The sequence below is a fragment of the Pyxidicoccus xibeiensis genome (assembly GCF_024198175.1).
GTDB lineage: Bacteria > Myxococcota > Myxococcia > Myxococcales > Myxococcaceae > Myxococcus > Myxococcus xibeiensis.
Window position 1 is genome coordinate 223,697 of sequence record NZ_JAJVKV010000014.1, and the last position, 16,177, is coordinate 239,873.

A 16,177-nucleotide genomic window follows, 5' to 3' on the forward strand; every position below is an offset into this window, starting at 1 on the left:
GCGAGCAAGCCACCGTGGCTTCAATTGAATCTGGACGAGGCCCAGCCGGGTTCGTCTCGGTCAGCCGCGCTCGGCCGTTGCCAGGGAGGCGTGATTCCGCCCCCACTCCACCAAGGCGTGCACGGCATGGGAGAGTGCGGCGCCCGTTGGAGTGAGCGAATACTCCACCTTGGGGGGCACCACGTCGAACACCGCGCGACCGACCACGCCGTCGGCCTCCAGCTCCCGGAGCTGCTCGAACAGCACCTTCTCGCTGATGCCGAGCACCCGGCGCTTCAGCTCTCCGAAGCGCGCGGGGCGCAGATGCAGCTCACACAGAATGGCCGGCTTCCACTTTCCGCCGATGACCGTCAGCGCCGCATGGAGCCCGCAGTCCGGGGCGTACTGCTTTCTCGCCATGGTCCCTCCTGCTCGTCACGCAGTACTTACGAATTTGTAAGTACTTGTCATGAAACGAAATTCAGTCGAATAGACAGCTGCACGCATCCAGCGTAGCGCACCCAGGGACGGCAAACGTGAGCAATCCAAAGAGCGACGTGACGGTCATCGGCCTTGGCAAGATGGGCTCGGCTCTCGCGGGCGCCTTCCTGCGAGCCGGGCGTCGAGTCACGGTGTGGAACCGCACCGCGAATCGCGCCCAGCCCCTGCAACAGGCAGGGGCCGTGCTCGCCTCCAGCGCCGCAGCGGCGGTTCAAGCCAGCCCGCTGGTGGTGGTGTGCGTGTCCGACTACCCCTCCACCCGCGCCATCCTCGAAGCACCCGAGGTGGCCTCGGCGCTGTCGGGCCGCACGTTGGTGCAGCTCAGCTCCGGTACGCCACAGGAGGCCCGCGACCTGGATGGCTGGGTGCGCGCCCGGGGCGCCGACCTTCTCTGCGGTGCCATCCTCGCCTGGCCGAGTCAGATTGGCACCGAGGAAGCCTCCATCGTGGTCTCGGGCCCCAACGCGGCGCTGCGGCGTCATGAGGCCATGCTGCGCACCCTGGCTGGCACGCTCAATGACATGGGCGAAGCGGTGGGCGCGGCCTGTGCTCTGTGTGCGGCGGTGCTGTCGTATATGGCTGTGCACTGGATTGGCTTCGCCCATGGCGCACGCGTCTGCCAAGCCGAGGGGCTGAGCGTGGCGGACTTCGGCGAGACGCTGTGGGCCTTCGCACCCGGACTGGGGCAAGACGCTCGCCACATGGCCCAGGTGATAGAGACCGGCCGCTACGCCAACCCCGACAGCACCCTGGAGACGGCGGGCAACGATGTCGCCCGGCTGGTGCAACAGGCGCGAGAGGCCGGCATCAGTGGCGCGTTGCCCGCCTTCGCCGCTGGCATCTTCCGTCAGGCCATCGACGCTGGGCTTGGCGCCGAGGAGAATGCCGCTCTGTTCAAGGTGCTGCACGGGGCGAGCTAGGATTACGCGCTGCCGCGCGCTCCACGAACCTCGCAGGACGCTGAAAGGCTCACAGGTACTCGAACGTCTCGCGGGGCGACGCGGACAGCGGTGCGCCTGCTGAGGCAGCCGACACCGCTAGACCGAGCTTCTCAATCCCGGAGGTCACAATCCTCGCCCGTCTCCACGAAGGCCAGCCCGGTGAGTCCCCTGGCCGAGAGCTGCGCGCGCAGGTCCTCCCGGACGACCATCGCCGAGGGGAGCTGCTTGAGCCTGAACAGGCGGGCCGTGGGAGGGATTTTCGCCTCATCCAGCTCCAGCCGATTGATTTCGAGGTAGGTACCCGGACTCATCTGGGAGGGGACCCCCACCGTCCTTGTCGTGTCCGCGCAGTCCACCGTGGTCAGCACATTGGCGATGAAGCACTCCGCCGCCGCGACGCGCCCCTTGTGATTCAGGAGGGTAAAGGGAAGAAACTCGATGAGAGCTTCGGAGTGCTGCTCCAGGGCCTCCTTCGCGCCGTGCGACACCATCGTGCAGAAGGCCACGTTGAAGATGAAGTCCGGCACGACGATGTCTGGAAAGTGGTCCGACATCTTGATGCGGACTCTTGGCGGGTATTGCTTCATCACCGAGCCCTCCGCCTCGGGCAAACCTCACGAGGTTCCACGGCGTCTTCGCTCCAGGCGCCAGACTGCGGCCATTTCTGGTCCCCCAAGCAGGTGAGGAGGAGGCGAGAGTGGGAAAGGAGGCCGCGGCCAGAACGGAGCGGATGAAGCAGAGAACGCCGCGAGTGGACTTACGCCGAGTGGCTCAGGAGGACGTTCGACTTCGACGTGTTCGCGTGCGTGAGGCGTGGAGGCCGCAGGAGGGGGCTGACATACCTGGCCACCTCAACGGGAATATGCGCTCGTACGCGTTGCTGAACCAGCCGTCGCCCGCTTCATGGGCTGTTAAGCGGTGATTGACAGTGCCAACCCCGTCGCACGCGCTGCGCAGCACCTGGAACGACCCGTGCGGCCTGCCAAGCGGGTCCCGGCGCAGCGGCCAGCACGGCAACCAGATAGGTCTGCGGTGTGGAGACATTCTGGCGACGCGAAGAAGCCAGAAAGCACCAGGGCCGGAAACCGCTGGGATTCCAGCGGCATCCGGCCCCGGTTTCAGTGTCCCCTACGGGGTTTGAACCCGTGGACACGGGGTGCCCCAAACCCGTGACGGCACACGCCTTTCGCTGAATCGTGAGTGAATCCAGGCACTTCGAGCCCACGGGTGAATCCTCGGCAGTCCCACCTGTCACCCGGAGTCCCCTCCAGTTTTGGAGACATTTTGGAGACGAAGCCAGGGGCCCACTGAACCCCTCTATGGGCGAGGCGTGAGGGATTGGAAGCTGCCGCCACCTGGTCGCGAACCAAGGCCGGGGAAGCGGTCCAGGGTTCGCCCCTCCTGACGCGCTGTCCTGGTCGCGCCTCGAACCACCCGAGCAGCCAGGGGTTCCACGGAAGCCCGTGGGAGCCCCTCCGTAGTGTGAGCCCTGGCGAGGTGTGGCAGGGGAGGGGCAGGTGGAGGAGCGCGGGTGGGAGTACCGGCGGAGGCAGCCGGAGGGGACGGTGCTGTACGAGGCGGTGAGGGACAACCTCGCCACGCTGCTGGCGGAGGCAGGTGAGCTGGGACGCGGCCTGCCCGGTACGTGGAGCGGGACTTCGCCAAGTACCTGGAACGCGTGTGCACGAGGCGCGCCCCAAGGGGAGTGGCTGCACTGAAGGGCAGAGGCCCCCCGACACCTTCCGCCTATACGTATCACCGTGATGCATTCCGCTCACACCCGCGTGTCCTCGTTCTTGCGAACCCCATTCAGCCTCAGGCGGTAGCAGCTCTCCGCCGGGTTCACGATGCCCTGCGCGAGCGGAGTCTTCATGAACGTGCTGGCCTCCTCCGGCGTTCCCTGCCACGGACCGAGGCGGGCCTCGTCGAGCCGGTCCTGCTTGTTCGACCCCGGCTGGCAGTACAGCGAATGGTCGAAGCGCGCCTCCTTGCGGACCTTGCCGTCGTGGATGTGGACGGTGGGGAAGAACAGCCGCTCCGGCTCGCGACGCGGGAAGCGGAAGGCCATGGGGTGCACCGAGTGCGCTTCCTTGCGGAGCTTGAACACGGCGAAGCCAAGGTCCCGGTACTCGGGGAGCCGCTCCCACGTACCCGCTGGCAGACGGAAGCGCGCATCGAGCCGCTCGAAGTCCGCGACGGTGGGCACGAAGGAGGCCTCGAAGCCTCCCACCTTCACCACCCGGAGCGGGGCGCTCATCGGGGCCCTCGGCGCGTTCTGGGGGGCGCCGCGCAGGACGCGCGACGCGGAAAAGCCCGCCGCCATGTCGTTGAAGAAGCTCGGGTACTTCTCCAGATTGATGAAGCGGACCGCGTCCTCCCCCGTTCCCCGAGGGACTGGCAGCGGCAGCACCATGGCCAGGTCCTCCTTCGCGGAGAACCGCATGCTGTAGACCAGGAACTGGTCCACGCCCTGGTCGTCCCGGGCGAAGATGTTCGTGTCCGAGACCGACTCCACCGACCGTGAGAAGCAACACATGGTCCGCCCCCTGAGGCTCTTGCCTCACATCATTACAGCGGGACGCTCGGGTCGGCCATCCGCAGCGCGACGTACTTCAGCACCCGGGCCGTCCGCATCCATTCCCATGTTCCCCTCGCCCCGAGCCAGAGGCTGTGGCTGGAGCGGAAAGGGGCCCGCTACGACCGCGTCGAGTGGGACGTGCCGCCCGGGTGATAGGCTCCCCGCCGTGAGCGACAATGCGGCCAGGCATCTCAGACTTGCGCTGGAGACCTTCGAGCGGCATGAGGAGGAGGCGGCCCTCGGGTGGCTGCTGGAGGCCTGGCGTCAGGTGCGTGCCGAGCGCATCGCCGTGCTCGCCGAGCGGGTGACAACGCGCTTCAACCCATCGAGTCCGCGCCCGGGCCTGTTTGACCGGCCGAGCGAGCTCGAGTCACTCGTGAAGTTTGCGGACCGTAGCTCTCCCCAGCAGCTGGGCAGGAGGCTCGGCGGGCGCGCGCTGCGGAAAGCAGACCCGCGCTTCACCCCCGCGCTGCTCTCCCTCGCGGCCCGGCCAGAGGCCCGGGACGGTGCCGTCTTCCACCCGCTCTGCGAGCTGCTCATCCGGGTGAATGACCCGCGCTCCCTCGAACCGCTCCGCGCGCTCCATGCGAGCCTGCCTCCCGACAGCCCCTATGCGCGGCGGCTGGGCGAGGCCAACACGCTCATCGCCCAGGCGCCGGCTCCCTCGTTGGAGGCGGACGCCTCCGCCCTGTGTGACGCGCTGGAGGAGGCCCTGGCCCGGCGCGAGGAGGTCACGGCCCGGAGCACCCCGCTGCGCGAGGAGTTCCTCGCCCGCATCGCCGCGAATCCGGACGACGACGAGGCGCGGCTGGTACTGGCGGACCACCTGCTGGAGCACGGCGACCCGCTGGGCGAGTTCATCATGCTCCAGTGCCAACCCCAGCCCGACGCGGAGCGTGTCGCCCGGCTGCTCAGGCTGCACGGTGCGAAGTGGGAGAAGCAGCTGAGCCCCTGGGCCGCGCGGGGGCACACCCGCTTCGAGCGCGGCCTCCCGGTGGCCGCGCAGCTGCGGGTGTCAACCCTGGGTTGCCCGCCGCCCCCCGGGCCCTTCTGGGGCACCGTCCGGGAGCTGGACTTTGACTGGACCGGCGGCTCGGAGGAGCTCGTGGACTGGCTGGCGCACCCTCACCTGCGCGGCGTGACGGTGCTGCGGAGGGTGAATGGCGCCATCGCGTACCGGCTGGGCAGGCACCCCCTACCGCTGCGGCGAATCGAGATGCAAGGAAGCCCGCCGGGTATGGTCAATCTGAAGACGGGCAGGCCGGTCGAGGATGTGGACGTCTTCGCCCCGCTGTCCGCCCTGCCGCACCTGGCCTGGGTGGAGGTCCGGAGCGCCTGGGCGCGCGACGTGCGCTGGTGCGCGAGCGCGTTGGGTGAGCGCCTGGAGCGCTTCGAGGCCAACCACGAGGATTGTGAGACCTGGTCCCTCACGGTGACTCGCTCGGACGCGGTGCCCGTCGAGGCCACGCTGCTGAACGGGGGGCACCGCGAGGAGATGGCGGAGGCCATCCGCGCCGCGGCGGGCTTCAGCATCCGGGGGCTGCGCATCCGCACTCAGCTCCGCCTCACCCCGGACACGCTGCGCATGCTGGAAGAAGCTTCGTCCGGTTACATGCACGTCGAGTGGGAGCTGCCCCCCGGCTCAAGGTGACGCATTCACGTCCACGTACGCACGCCTCGCGGGCACGGAGACGAGGCGGCCCTCCGGCAGCACGTACGCGGTGAGCCGGCCACCGTACACGCTCCCTCAAGCGGGGGCGGAGCCGGGCTGGAGGCTCAGGTGGTCGGGGAGACAGGATTTGAACCCGTGGACACGGTGAGCCCCTCTATGGGCAAGGCGTGAGGGACTGGAAGCTGCCGCCACCTGGCCGCGCCTCGAACCACCCGAGCAGCCAGGGGCTCCACGGAAGCCCGTGGGAGCCCCTCCGTAGCGTGAGCCCTGGCGAGGTGTGGCAGGGGAGGGGCAGGTGGAGGAGCGCGGGTGGGAGTACCGGCGGAGGCAGCCGGAGGGGACGGTGCTGTACGAGGCGGTGAGGGACAACCTCGCCACGCTGCTGGCGGAGGCAGGTGAGCTGGGACGCGGCCTGCCCGGTACGTGGAGCGGGACTTCGCCAGGTACCTGGAATGCGGAGTGCTGGCACACGGCTTCGCGCGGGTGCGCTGCGAGAGTTGCAAGGACGAACTGCTCGTCGCCTTCTCGTGTGTTGCTGAGAAAAGTGGTTGATGGAGATCGCTGTCGCGACGAGCGCGCTGGTTGCCGGGAAGGGATGTTGCAGGCCGCGCGGAGTCCAGCAGCGAGCCGGATTCTGGCGCGCCACGCTGCGTGAGGTAGTCCGCGTGGCTCTGAGAGGACGGGGCGCGGCGGTGTTCGCCAGCTCGCGTGCGAGAAAGGTGACCTGGAGCGTGCGGCAACACGCTCACAGGTCGAGCGCCCCGCTTGACGTGTGAGAGAGAAGCGAGGCACCCAAGGAGTCGTACGGGCGCGCGTCGGCGTCAAGTCCTGGGCGGCACAGATGCCGTCCGTGTCGGCGGTACGCCCGGCGAGCTGCGCCGCTTGCGGCGCGGCGAGCCGCCCTGTGGGAGCGCCTCTGGGGCTTCATGGGCATGGCAGCCGGAGCCGCCAGGTGCGCGGGCCGCTGGACGCTGGCGCGTCGCCCGTCCTCGTAGAGTTGCGCGTGCGACGCTACCGCTGCCGTGCGTGCGGCGTGTCGCAGACGGTAGTGCCCGCGGAGGTGCTGGCCAGGAAGCTCTATTCGCTCGCGGCCATCGCCTGGGCGCTCGCCCTGTGGGGCCTTGAGTCGCTGCCGGCGGCGGCGGTGCGCAGGCGCGTGAGTCCGTGGGACGTGGTGGGGCCAGGGAGCGCTGGGCGCTGGGATGCCCTCTGCCGCTGGGCCGGGGAGGTCAGGCGCGGGACGCTCCTGTGCTGCGTGCGGCCGGCGCCCGCGGACTGGACGGCGCGAGCGGTGGCCGCACGAGCGGCGACGACAGTCGCCGCCTTTGCGCTCCCGGCGACGGGACCGCCATCGCTGTCCGCCTGTTCGTTCCGGGGAGCCGAGCGCGCTCGCTGAGGGACTTGCTCCGCGGCCATCGGCTCGCCCCGCGGAGAAGTCCGTCCCACCCGACACGCCCCGTCCTCGAAGACCTGCCTCCAGCGGGACGGTAGGCGTCTGTTCTCCCAAGAGGCCCATGCCGGGATGAGGGGGCGGTACGGGAAGTCCGCGCAAAATGAAGAGCCTCACCCCGAAGTCCCACGCCGAGGCGGTGGCGGTGTTTCGCCACGGAGTCATCGGCGCCCTCACCCAGGCGCAGATGGACCGAGGCCAGCTCGCCTCGGCGCTCGAGTCCCTCGCCCAGCAGCGCTTCGTGCCGCCGGGCGCCAAGGCGAGCCACTGCTACTCGGCGGCCACGCTCGAGCGCTGGTACTACGCGTACAAGAAGCGCGGCCTCTCAGGCCTCGCCCCGCGCGACCGCAGCGACAAGGGCCGCGCCCAGCAGCTCTCGGCGGCCCAGCGCGAGCTGCTGCTCGACATCCGGCGGGAGTACCCGTCCGCGTCCGTGACGCTCATCCTGCGCACGCTCGTCACCGATGGCCGACTCGAGAAGGACGCCGTCTCGGCGACGACGGTGCGCCGCCTCTTTGCGCAAGCAGGACTCGACCGCGTCGGGATGCGCGACGGCAGCGGCACGAAGACGCGCCTGCGCTGGCAGGCCGAGCGCCCCATGGCTCTGTGGCACGCGGACGTGTGTCACGGGCCTGGACTCACCGTCGGGGGCAAGTCGCTGCCCTTGCGCATCCACGCGCTGCTGGACGACGCGAGTCGGTACGTCGTGGCGTTGGAGGCCCACCACACTGAGCGCGAGGTGGACATGCTTGGCCTCATGGTGCGCGCCCTGCGCAAGCACGGTCCGCCGGACGCTCTCTACCTGGACAATGGCGCCACGTACCGGGGCGAGACGCTCGCCACCGCGTGCGCTCGCATCGGCACGTCGCTCTTGCACGCGCGGCCCTACGACGCCCCCGCCCGCGGGAAGATGGAGCGCTTCTGGCGCACGCTGCGCGAGGGCTGCCTCGACTTCCTCGGGCCCGTCGCCTCCCTGCACGACGTCAATGTCCGCCTCTGCGCCTTCCTCGACGCGCACTACCACGTCACGTCGCACGCGGCCCTCATGGGCGCGACACCGAAAACCGTCTTCGAGGCCGCGCCCCGGGCGCCCGATGGCTTCGACGAGGCGAAGCTGCGCGAGGCTCTCACCACCCGCATCCGCCGACGCGTGCGGCGCGACACCACCGTCGCTGTCGATGGCGCCGACTACGAGCTCGACGCAGGCCACCTCGCCGGGCGCCTCGTGCACCTGTGCCGCTGCCTTGTCGACTTGGGTGAGGCTCCCTGGGCCGAATTCGAGGGCAAGCGCTACACCCTCCACCCAGTCGACGCGGTGAAGAACGCGCGCCGCAAGAGGCCGCTGCGTCGGCCTCCCATCCACGACGAGACGTACCGGCCACACCCCGCGTTTGACCCGCCCCGCGCGCTCCTCGACCGCGCCGTCGGGCGTCCTCCTCAGCATCGCGATGGAGGTGGGTCATGACGCCCGCCTACGTCACCCACTTCGGCTTCTCCGAGGCGCCCTTCTCCAAGGAGATTGCCGACGCGGACCTCTGGCTGCCCGCCTCCAAGACGGACCTCGTCGAGGAACTCTGCGAGGCCGTGCGCGAGCGGCAGAGCGTCATGCTGGTGGGCGAGCCCGGCGTCGGCAAGACGTGCGTCCTGCGCGCGCTCCGCCACCGGCTACCCCAGGCGGGCTTCCGCCTCACCTACTGTCACAACGCCACGCTGGGCCGCCGCGACTTCTACCGCCAGCTGTGTCTTGCCCTCGGGCTCACGCCGTCCGCCACCGCGGCCTCTGTCTTCTACGCCGTGTCCAGCCACGTGGAGGACCTCGGTCGCGAGCGCGTCCACCCCGTCTTCCTCCTCGACGAGGCGCACCTGCTCCACCAGGACGTGCTCGACCACCTCCACATCCTCCTGAACTACCAGTGGGACTCGAAGGCGCTCCTCTCCCTCATCCTCGTCGGCCTGCCCGAGCTCGACTCGCGGCTCGCGATGCGCCGTAACCGCAGCCTCGCCTCCCGCCTCGCACGCCGGCTCACCATCGACGCGCTTCAGCCCGATGACACCGCGGAGTACCTCCGCCTGCGCCTGAAGAACGCGGGCTGCGAGCGAGAGCTTCTTCGCCTCCGACGCGATGGCGATGCTCCACGAGGCCGCCTCCGGCGCTCACCGCGACATCGACCGGCTCGCGACCACTGCGCTTCGCGAGGCCGCGCGTCGCAAGAAAAAGCTCGTCGAGCGCGACGTACTCGCACGCGTGCTCGACACCGACGCCGCCGCTCTGTAGGCCGCTCCCATCACCGAGCGCGCTCGCTGACGCTCGCGCTCGGTGATGCCCATCAACTAGGCGGATCGCTCGTCCATCAACCAGCTCGCCTCGCAACACAAAGGGTTGCTTTCACCTTGGAGCGCTCCACGTGGAAGGCCGCGGAGTGCCCCAGGACGAGCGCCGCGCCGCCGAGCTGTTGGAAAAGGCCTGCGCGGGCGGAGAGGCCACGGGTTGCCTCAACCTTGGAGCGCTCTACGCGGCAGGTCGCGGAGTGCCCCAGGACGAGCGCCGCGCCGCTGCGCTGTATGAGAAGGCCTGCACAGGCGGAGAGGCCAAGGGTTGCTTCAACGTCGGTATGTTCTTCGAGCGGGGCCGCGGAGGGCCCAAGTCAGCAAGCCGCGCCTCTACGTACTTTGAGAAGGCCTGCCAGGCCGGTATGTCCGAGGCTTGCGCCCGGCGGTGAGCGAGGACCCGGCGCTACGACGGCACAACCGGCGTGGTCCGTAGCCCTGAGCCTCGCCCGGCTCGGTAGACAGGTTGAATAGGCTGCCTGCCTCTGTGCCTCAGCCATGCGCTCGTACTCGGCCGGGTTGACATGGCCAGGTGAGGAGCGAGGGCGCCTGTGGTGTAGAACACCTCAATGTAGTCGAGCAGCGCGAGCCTCGCCTTTTCGCGCGTCCGGAAGCTGCGCGTGTAGACGAGTTCCCGCTTCAACCTGATGAAGAAGCTCTCGACGCGTCATCCCAGCAGTTGCCCTCACGGCTCATGGAGCAGGTGGTGCCGCACGCACTGAGCCGCACTTGGTAGTCCTCTCTGACTGCCCCTGCCGGAGGGGTGCAGTGCAGGGCCCGCACGCACTGCGAGCGCCATGTCGAATGCGGCGAGGACGAGGTGCCAGTCGATTCTCTCCCCCATGCTCCAGCCAACGACGCGGCGGCTGAAGTGGTCCAGCACGAGGGCCACGCAGCGCCGGCCTTCAGCGGTCCACCGCAGGTGATGTCGCCCGCCGGGGTGCAGTTGCGCCGGTGAGACAGGACGTCGCGGGTCACCCCGCTGGGGGTGACTGGAAGGGCATGCTTGCTATGGGTAGTCCGCACGAAGGGTCGTCTTCTGCGTGCCGCCAGGCCATCCTGCCGCATGAGGCGGGCGACGCGCTTCTGGGGAGACGTGCCGGCCTCGTGCGTGCAACTCCGCATCGACGCGTGGACTGCTGTAGGTGCCGCCGCGGCTCGACGTCGGGCCCCGGCGGGGGCGCCGATGAGCTCGGCTTCTCTCGCGGCGACGGCCCTGAATCCGGAGGAGGTGGGTAGCCATTCGGTGGTGGGTGGGTGTAGGTGCCTTTCGTCATTCTCCAAGCGAATGCCGACACCTTGCTTCAGGCGTGCCGGCCTCTGCGCCATCGTGCTCTCGGCCTGTGCGATTCATGAGGCGATTTACTTCAGTTCTTGCGAGAAAGTGAGCGCGGACACATACTGCTCCGGTGGTTCGAGGTGGGCCCGTGGTGGGTCCATCGGAAGGAGCATCGATGAAGGCGCTGGGTGAGCTGCTGGCGAATGGGGAGCACCTCGATTTGATGAGGAAGCTGGTGCACTGCATTGCCCAGGCCTACGCCGACGCGAGAGACCTTCACCACCCCGAAGTCGGCAGCGACGCGCGCACCTTCGGGATGAGTGTCTACACCTTCGTCTGGCACCGCCTCGAGGAGTCCGGCCTCGTCCGGGTGACGTCGAAGGAGCCGTACTGGTTCGAGTTCGACACGGAAATGGTGGCCTCGCACCGGGTAACGGGCCCCACCCCCGGCGCCGACATCCACGCCTGCTTCCCGAGAGACCGCGAGGGCTGGCCCAGCACCGTCAATCGCCAGGGCGCCTTCGACTTCTCCCCGCAGCCCGGCGTGACGAACAACGTCCTCGTGCTGGCGCACCGGGGCGACTCCGCGACGGGCCTTCTGGACGTGCACCTGTGTCGGCCCTGCGTCGACGAGCATGGCTCCCTCGTGCGTTGGGAGGAGGCGGCCGTCATCTGGGAGCGGGGGGCGGAGGAGGCCTCGCCGCTCGTCACGCCTGCCCCTGGGGCGGAGCAGAAGCCGGCCGAGGAGAACAAGCCCAAGCCCGTCGTCACCCCTAAGAAGAAGCGCAAGAAGGACACCGGGGATGCTTCCGAATAGCGCGCTCTTCTCCATCGTCCACGCCTTCAATCCCGCCCAGTTGACGCTGGCGCGGGAGTTGCGCGGCCTGCTCAAGCACGAGCTCGCGGAGCGGGTGGGCAAGTCCCCCAGCGCCATCGGCCAATTCGAAAATGGCCGTGCCCGTCCCGAGCCCCAGACGCTGCTCGCCCTCAGCCTCGCCTTGGGTTTTCCGCCCGTCTTCTTCGCGCGCACCGCGAGGGCGCCCGTCGTCGCGGCGGACAGCTGCCAGTTTCGCAGTCAGCGCTCCTCGAGTGTGCGCGAGCAGCGGTATGTGCTGGCTCGCGGCGAGATGCTGAAGGAGTTGGTGACGCTCCTGGAGGCGGACCACGTGGACTTTCCCGAGGCCCGGGTGCCGCATGCGCCCGGCCCCGTCCGAAGCCTCGAGGACGTCGAGGCGTGCGCGGAAATGGCCCGGCGGGAAATGAAGCTGGGGGAGGGCCCCATTGGCAGCATGGTGAATGAGTTGGAGAACATCGGCGTCATGGTCATCCCCCTCGACTCGGACTGCCGGAGGGTGGATGCGTTCTCCACGTGGATTGCGCGGCGGCCCTACATCTTCCTCAACAGCGCCAAGGGCTCCACCAGCCGCGCCCGCTTCGATGCCGCCCATGAGTTGGGCCACCTCGTCATGCACCCGGACGTCGTGCCCGGCAGCCCCGAGCTCGAGCGGCAGGCGGACCAGTTCGCCAGCGCCTTTCTCCTGCCGCGCACCTCCTTCAGCAAGGAGTGCCCCCGGCGGTTGAATCTGCAGCACCTTCGCGAGCTGAAGGTGCGCTGGAAGGTGTCCCTCGAGGCGCTGCTCTACCGGGGCCGAGAGCTGGGCTTTTTCTCGGAGGCCTCCGTCCGGCGTGCCTACGTGCAGTTGAATCGACTGGGCCTGCGGCGCAATGAGCCGGATGAGCCGCCCGAGGAGCGGCCCCACCTGCTTCCGTCGGCGCTCTCCGCCCTCCTCGAGGCCGGGGGCACGCACGCCGAGATTGCCCAGGACATGGGCATCTCCCCCCAGGAGCTCGTCGCCCTCATCGAGGGGCGCGACTTGCCAGACGTCGTCACCCGCGCGACGACGTCGCTCAATGGCGTGCAAGGCGAATTCACGGAGTTTGGCCTCCAGAAGGAGGCGGGTGCGCCCGCGTCAGCGCGGGACGGCACGGCCCACGGCGGCCCGAAGCTGGTGACGGAAGGGTAGGGGCGGTGTCCCTTCCGTGAGGCGAGGGGACATCCAGGAGCTTCGCCCTGCCGCTCGGAGCCCATCTTCCGGGCCTTCTGAAGACGACGCCGGGCGTGGCGCCAGGCCCTGCTGCACCTGGCGAGAAGGACTTCAGTCGTCGGGGCCGCGAAGCCATGCAAGGCTTGACGGCACGGAATCGGACACGAAGGAGCAGGTGCGCTTCACATGGGAATGCGGCCGCGGCAGCACGTCCTCGAAGAGCTTTCCCGGAGGGCGTTTCACGCCGCCTTCCCAGCGGAATGGGTGGTGCGAGACCAGGACCAGGACTATGGACTGGATGCCCAGGTGCAGCCCTTCGAGTACGAAGAGCCCGCTTGCCCGCCCTTTTTCGCGCAGCTGAAGGCCACGGACTCCGGCCAGGGGGACTCCACCGGCGTCACGGTGAAGCTCGCCACCGAGCGCCTGCGGCAGTACCTGGAGGCGCCGCACCCCGTCATGCTCGTGGGTTTCCACGCGCCCACGGGAGGCATCTTCTTCGCGTGGGCGCACCGGCTCCTCCATAGGCTGTCCGAAGACGAGCGCAGCATGTGGCGATACCAGAAGACGGTGTCGCTTCGTCTGGAGCTGAGCCTCACCCCGGCCAAGGCCGCGGAGTTCCTCGAGGATGTGCGCCAATTCTTCCGAATCCGAGGAGGCGTCCCGCGGCCTCCCACCGTCCGGCTGCGCTTGACGCTCCCTCCGGCGGACGCAAGCCGCTCCTCGGCCGTTCTCGACTCGCTCGCTGCCTGGGTGTCAGGGGCGCAGTCTCGGGTCCAGCTCGAATCGGAGGAGGCGGAAGTCTGCCTGGATGTCACGGACGACTGGGCCCACGTCCGACTGCGCTATTCGAGCATGGACGTCACCCTGCCATCCTTCCTGCCCCATCCCCCGGAGGTAGACGAAGCCGCCGCACTCGTGAAGGTTGTTGCAGCGATAGCGCTCTCCATGGCGGGCCTGCACCGGGATGCGGCGGCGCTACTGGTTGACGCCATCTCCGCGCATGCACGGCCCGACGGAGTCCTGGAGCACGTCCTGGGGCTGCCGGTGGTCTGGGGTGTCCTCGTGACTGCGAACGCCTCTCACGAGGCCTTCAGCGCCGCGGAAACCTTGGTGGCTCAAGGCTTGTCGTCTTACGCATTGCTGGCGGCCGCCGCGGGACGGGCAGCCCTCCTGCCTCAAGCAGAGGCACAACGGTACACGGGAGAGCAGCGGTACCGGTCCATCCTGAAGAGCTTACTCGAGCAGGAACGCGCGCCTGAATGCATTGGCACGCTCCACTACAACCTCGCCAATAGCCTTCGCGAGACCGGCTTCTACCGCCAGGCGGTGACGCATTACCTCGCCGCCGCCGAGCATGCGCCCGACTACCTGGCGCGGGACTATTGGTGGCGGGAGGCGGGTGGGGCGCTCCTCTTGCGGAACTGCCTCCGACTGGCTCGCGCCTACTACGAGTATGCATGCCTCCTGAGCGAGGACCGACTTCCCACGGGCCTTCTCGCGGATACACTCTTCCGCCTTCGCAGGTTCGACGCGGCCGACGAGCTGTTTTCGAAGTGGTTCGTCAACAACGCGGAACTCGACGAGGACCTGCTCCTCCGACACCTCATTGTCTCCACCTTGCAAGATGAGTTCGGCAGCGGGCCGCGCCGGATAGGACTGGCGCACCGCCAGGCGGTGGCCGCCTACAAAATCAAGGACCCGGAACTCCAGTATCAGGCGCTTCATGAGGCGTTGAAGCTCGACCCACTGTGTGAGTACGCGTGGAACAACTACGCCGCGCTCCGGTCTACGCGCCAGCCAGAGCACACGGCGGACTGGTGGCTGATTGCCGCGACGCTCACAGGCTGGTGGGATGTGGAAACCTGCGTCAGGGCCATTGCTGCGCTGGAGAAGGTCGAACTGCAAATCGCACGGTTCGCCAAACTCGCGCTGGTGACGCTGGCCGTGCGGCACCATGGCGAGCGCTTTTTCCTCGAGGTGCCCCGTGTCGTGACTGCGCAGCCTGGGCAGCGCCCCATCCGTGAGTACGTGCAACACCTGCGGAAGGTGGCTGAAACTGCCCGGGACTTCTTTGGAGGAGGTCGGCAAGCGATGACTCTTCGTGTCCTCTAGTTGAACTGCGCGAGATGCGGGGTTTGAGGTTGCCCGGCATGAGAGGCGGGAGGCAAGGGAGGGGGGCTGGCTGTTGGAGCATGGAGGGAGGCGCGCCATGGCCAAGCAAGCAGCCCTGCGAGAATTGGAGGCGGAGGACATCGAAGACATCCGGCAGCGACTGAAGGAGTTCGTGCGCCCCTTCCAGGAGGTGCTGGTGCGCGAGGAGCAGCGGCGCCACCTGGCGGCGTACGTGGAGGGCCGGCTGCTGCCGCTGCAGCGGCGTACGGGCGAGCCCATCGCCACGCAGAGCGGCGTCAAGGCCAGGCCCTTGCAGCACTTCGTGGGGCAGGGGAAATGGGCGGACGAGGCAGTGCGCGAGGTGATGGCGGACCTCATCGCCGAGAAGATGGGCAGCCGACGAGGCGTGCTCATCCTGGATGCCAGCGGCATTCAGAAGTACGGGGACGATTCGGTGGGAGTGCAGCGGCAGTGGTGCGGCCGGTTGGGCAAGGAGGAGCGGTGCCAGGTGGGGGAGTTTCTGGCGTACGCGTCTCAAGGCAGCGTGGCGCTGGTGGACGCGCGGCTGTACTTGCCCAAGGGGTGGGCGGAAGACGCGCAGCGGCGAGACAAGTGCCAGGTCCCCGCGGAGGTGGAGTTTCGCACCGGCTGGCAGCTGGCTTTGGAGATGGTGAAGGGGCTGGGCCAGCGGGTGCCGCACGCGTGGGTGGTGGGGGATGACAGCTACGGGCGGCCGTGCGCCCTGAGAGATGGACTGCACGAGGCGGGCGAGCGCTACGTGCTGGAGGTGCCAGGCAAGGCGAAGGTGCGTCGGGTGCGAGGCGGGGGCTGGACGACGGCGAAGGGGTGGGCCGACAGCCTGCCCGCGGGAGCCTGGGCTGCGTATTCCGGCGATGGTGAGCACCCATTCCAGCTCAAGCCGCCCACGAGATGCGCAACGAGCTTCACGCCGCCGCCCGTCCCTGAAAATTCGCGAAGTAGTCGGACATGGCCACAGGAACACCGAACACGCGGATGCGCCAGGGAGGCCACGCGGGCGGGCGTGCATTGCGTGCGAGGCGCTCATTCCACGTGCAGCGGCGATGCGCACGCCGGGCGCGCGTGTCCAGCGTAGGGGCATTGGCTATCGGGCGCGACAAGACGACCGGCGCTTGGAGTTCCACGTATTGGCGCCGGAGCGGCTCGTACACCGACCGGCGTAGCGCCGTCGCAGGCAAGTCCTCCCAGACGACGGGCGCGGGGGTTGGGGGCAAGGTCGGTGGCGGTGGAGGCGGACGACGCACGATGGGGGC

At 68.6% G+C, this 16,177-nt stretch carries 15 protein-coding genes and 3 pseudogenes; 13 read left to right on the forward strand and 5 right to left on the reverse strand.

The features are described 5' to 3' along the window. Positions 1 to 60: 60 nt before the first annotated feature. Positions 61 to 399 (reverse strand): winged helix-turn-helix transcriptional regulator, encoded by a 339-nt coding sequence (locus LXT23_RS40360; protein WP_253985791.1) that lies wholly within the window; start codon positions 397 to 399, stop codon positions 61 to 63. Positions 400 to 476: 77 nt separating this feature from the next. Between LXT23_RS40360 and LXT23_RS40365 the strand changes: the two genes are divergently transcribed. Continuing rightward, positions 477 to 1,400 (forward strand): NAD(P)-dependent oxidoreductase, encoded by a 924-nt coding sequence (locus LXT23_RS40365; protein ID WP_256561656.1) that lies wholly within the window; start codon positions 477 to 479, stop codon positions 1,398 to 1,400. 131 nt (positions 1,401 to 1,531) lie between these two features. Here the strand turns inward: LXT23_RS40365 and LXT23_RS40370 are convergent, their stop codons facing one another. Continuing rightward, on the reverse strand, positions 1,532 to 2,008 hold the full coding sequence (locus LXT23_RS40370; RefSeq protein WP_323379137.1) for an imm11 family protein: 477 nt from the start codon (positions 2,006 to 2,008) through the stop codon (positions 1,532 to 1,534). A gap of 930 nt (positions 2,009 to 2,938) precedes the next feature. On the opposite strand from LXT23_RS40370, the gene LXT23_RS40375 reads away from it, so the two are divergent. Further along, a complete protein-coding gene (locus tag LXT23_RS40375; protein WP_253985794.1) occupies positions 2,939 to 3,139 on the forward strand; it encodes a hypothetical protein in 201 nt (66 codons plus the stop codon). 56 nt (positions 3,140 to 3,195) lie between these two features. On the opposite strand, the gene LXT23_RS40380 is transcribed toward LXT23_RS40375, so the two are convergent. Further along, positions 3,196 to 3,957, reverse strand: coding sequence for a hypothetical protein (locus LXT23_RS40380; protein WP_253985795.1), 762 nt, complete (start codon positions 3,955 to 3,957; stop codon positions 3,196 to 3,198). A 208-nt stretch (positions 3,958 to 4,165) separates the two neighbouring features. On the opposite strand from LXT23_RS40380, the gene LXT23_RS40385 reads away from it, so the two are divergent. Next, complete coding sequence (locus LXT23_RS40385; RefSeq protein ID WP_253985796.1) at positions 4,166 to 5,650, forward strand: TIGR02996 domain-containing protein; 1,485 nt, start codon at positions 4,166 to 4,168, stop codon at positions 5,648 to 5,650. Here the strand turns inward: LXT23_RS40385 and LXT23_RS40390 are convergent. Next, positions 5,642 to 5,746, reverse strand: a pseudogene (locus LXT23_RS40390) (metallophosphoesterase); the annotation flags it as partial. The gene LXT23_RS40385 and the pseudogene LXT23_RS40390 sit on opposite strands and share 9 nt — an antisense overlap. Positions 5,747 to 6,094: 348 nt before the next feature. Here LXT23_RS40390 and LXT23_RS50515 point away from each other — a divergent pair. From LXT23_RS50515 to LXT23_RS50810, 6 genes and pseudogenes are all read left to right on the forward strand, one after another. Then, positions 6,095 to 6,223, forward strand: a complete 129-nt coding sequence (locus tag LXT23_RS50515) for a transposase zinc-binding domain-containing protein (protein ID WP_407692942.1) — start codon at positions 6,095 to 6,097, stop codon at positions 6,221 to 6,223. Between the two features lie 289 nt (positions 6,224 to 6,512). After that, positions 6,513 to 7,067, forward strand: a complete 555-nt coding sequence (locus LXT23_RS40400) for a transposase family protein (RefSeq protein WP_256561638.1) — start codon at positions 6,513 to 6,515, stop codon at positions 7,065 to 7,067. A 157-nt stretch (positions 7,068 to 7,224) separates the two neighbouring features. Next, the gene (locus tag LXT23_RS40405) at positions 7,225 to 8,586 is read left to right on the forward strand and encodes a DDE-type integrase/transposase/recombinase (RefSeq protein ID WP_253985799.1); all 1,362 of its coding nucleotides are present in this window, start codon (positions 7,225 to 7,227) and stop codon (positions 8,584 to 8,586) included. A gap of 140 nt (positions 8,587 to 8,726) precedes the next feature. Next, a pseudogene (locus tag LXT23_RS50805) lies at positions 8,727 to 9,038 on the forward strand (AAA family ATPase); the annotation flags it as partial. A gap of 205 nt (positions 9,039 to 9,243) precedes the next feature. Further along, positions 9,244 to 9,396, forward strand: coding sequence for a hypothetical protein (locus LXT23_RS40415; protein WP_253985810.1), 153 nt, complete (start codon positions 9,244 to 9,246; stop codon positions 9,394 to 9,396). Between the two features lie 64 nt (positions 9,397 to 9,460). Then, a complete protein-coding gene (locus tag LXT23_RS50810; protein WP_407692944.1) occupies positions 9,461 to 9,841 on the forward strand; it encodes a tetratricopeptide repeat protein in 381 nt (126 codons plus the stop codon). A gap of 81 nt (positions 9,842 to 9,922) precedes the next feature. Here the strand turns inward: LXT23_RS50810 and LXT23_RS50905 are convergent. Beyond that, positions 9,923 to 10,599: pseudogene (locus tag LXT23_RS50905) on the reverse strand (IS3 family transposase); the annotation flags it as partial. 304 nt (positions 10,600 to 10,903) lie between these two features. On the opposite strand from LXT23_RS50905, the gene LXT23_RS40420 reads away from it, so the two are divergent. The 4 genes from LXT23_RS40420 to LXT23_RS40435 all read left to right on the forward strand — a co-directional run bounded on the left by LXT23_RS40420 (position 10,904) and on the right by LXT23_RS40435 (position 15,999). After that, positions 10,904 to 11,545, forward strand: coding sequence for a hypothetical protein (locus LXT23_RS40420; protein WP_253985800.1), 642 nt, complete (start codon positions 10,904 to 10,906; stop codon positions 11,543 to 11,545). Next, positions 11,532 to 12,752 (forward strand): XRE family transcriptional regulator, encoded by a 1,221-nt coding sequence (locus tag LXT23_RS40425; RefSeq protein WP_253985801.1) that lies wholly within the window; start codon positions 11,532 to 11,534, stop codon positions 12,750 to 12,752. Before LXT23_RS40420 ends, LXT23_RS40425 begins: the two co-directional genes overlap by 14 nt. A 207-nt stretch (positions 12,753 to 12,959) precedes the next feature. Further along, on the forward strand, positions 12,960 to 14,885 hold the full coding sequence (locus LXT23_RS40430; protein WP_253985802.1) for a DUF4365 domain-containing protein: 1,926 nt from the start codon (positions 12,960 to 12,962) through the stop codon (positions 14,883 to 14,885). Positions 14,886 to 14,982: 97 nt separating this feature from the next. Further along, a complete protein-coding gene (locus tag LXT23_RS40435) occupies positions 14,983 to 15,999 on the forward strand; it encodes an IS701 family transposase (protein ID WP_253985803.1) in 1,017 nt (338 codons plus the stop codon). Positions 16,000 to 16,177: the final 178 nt, after the last annotated feature.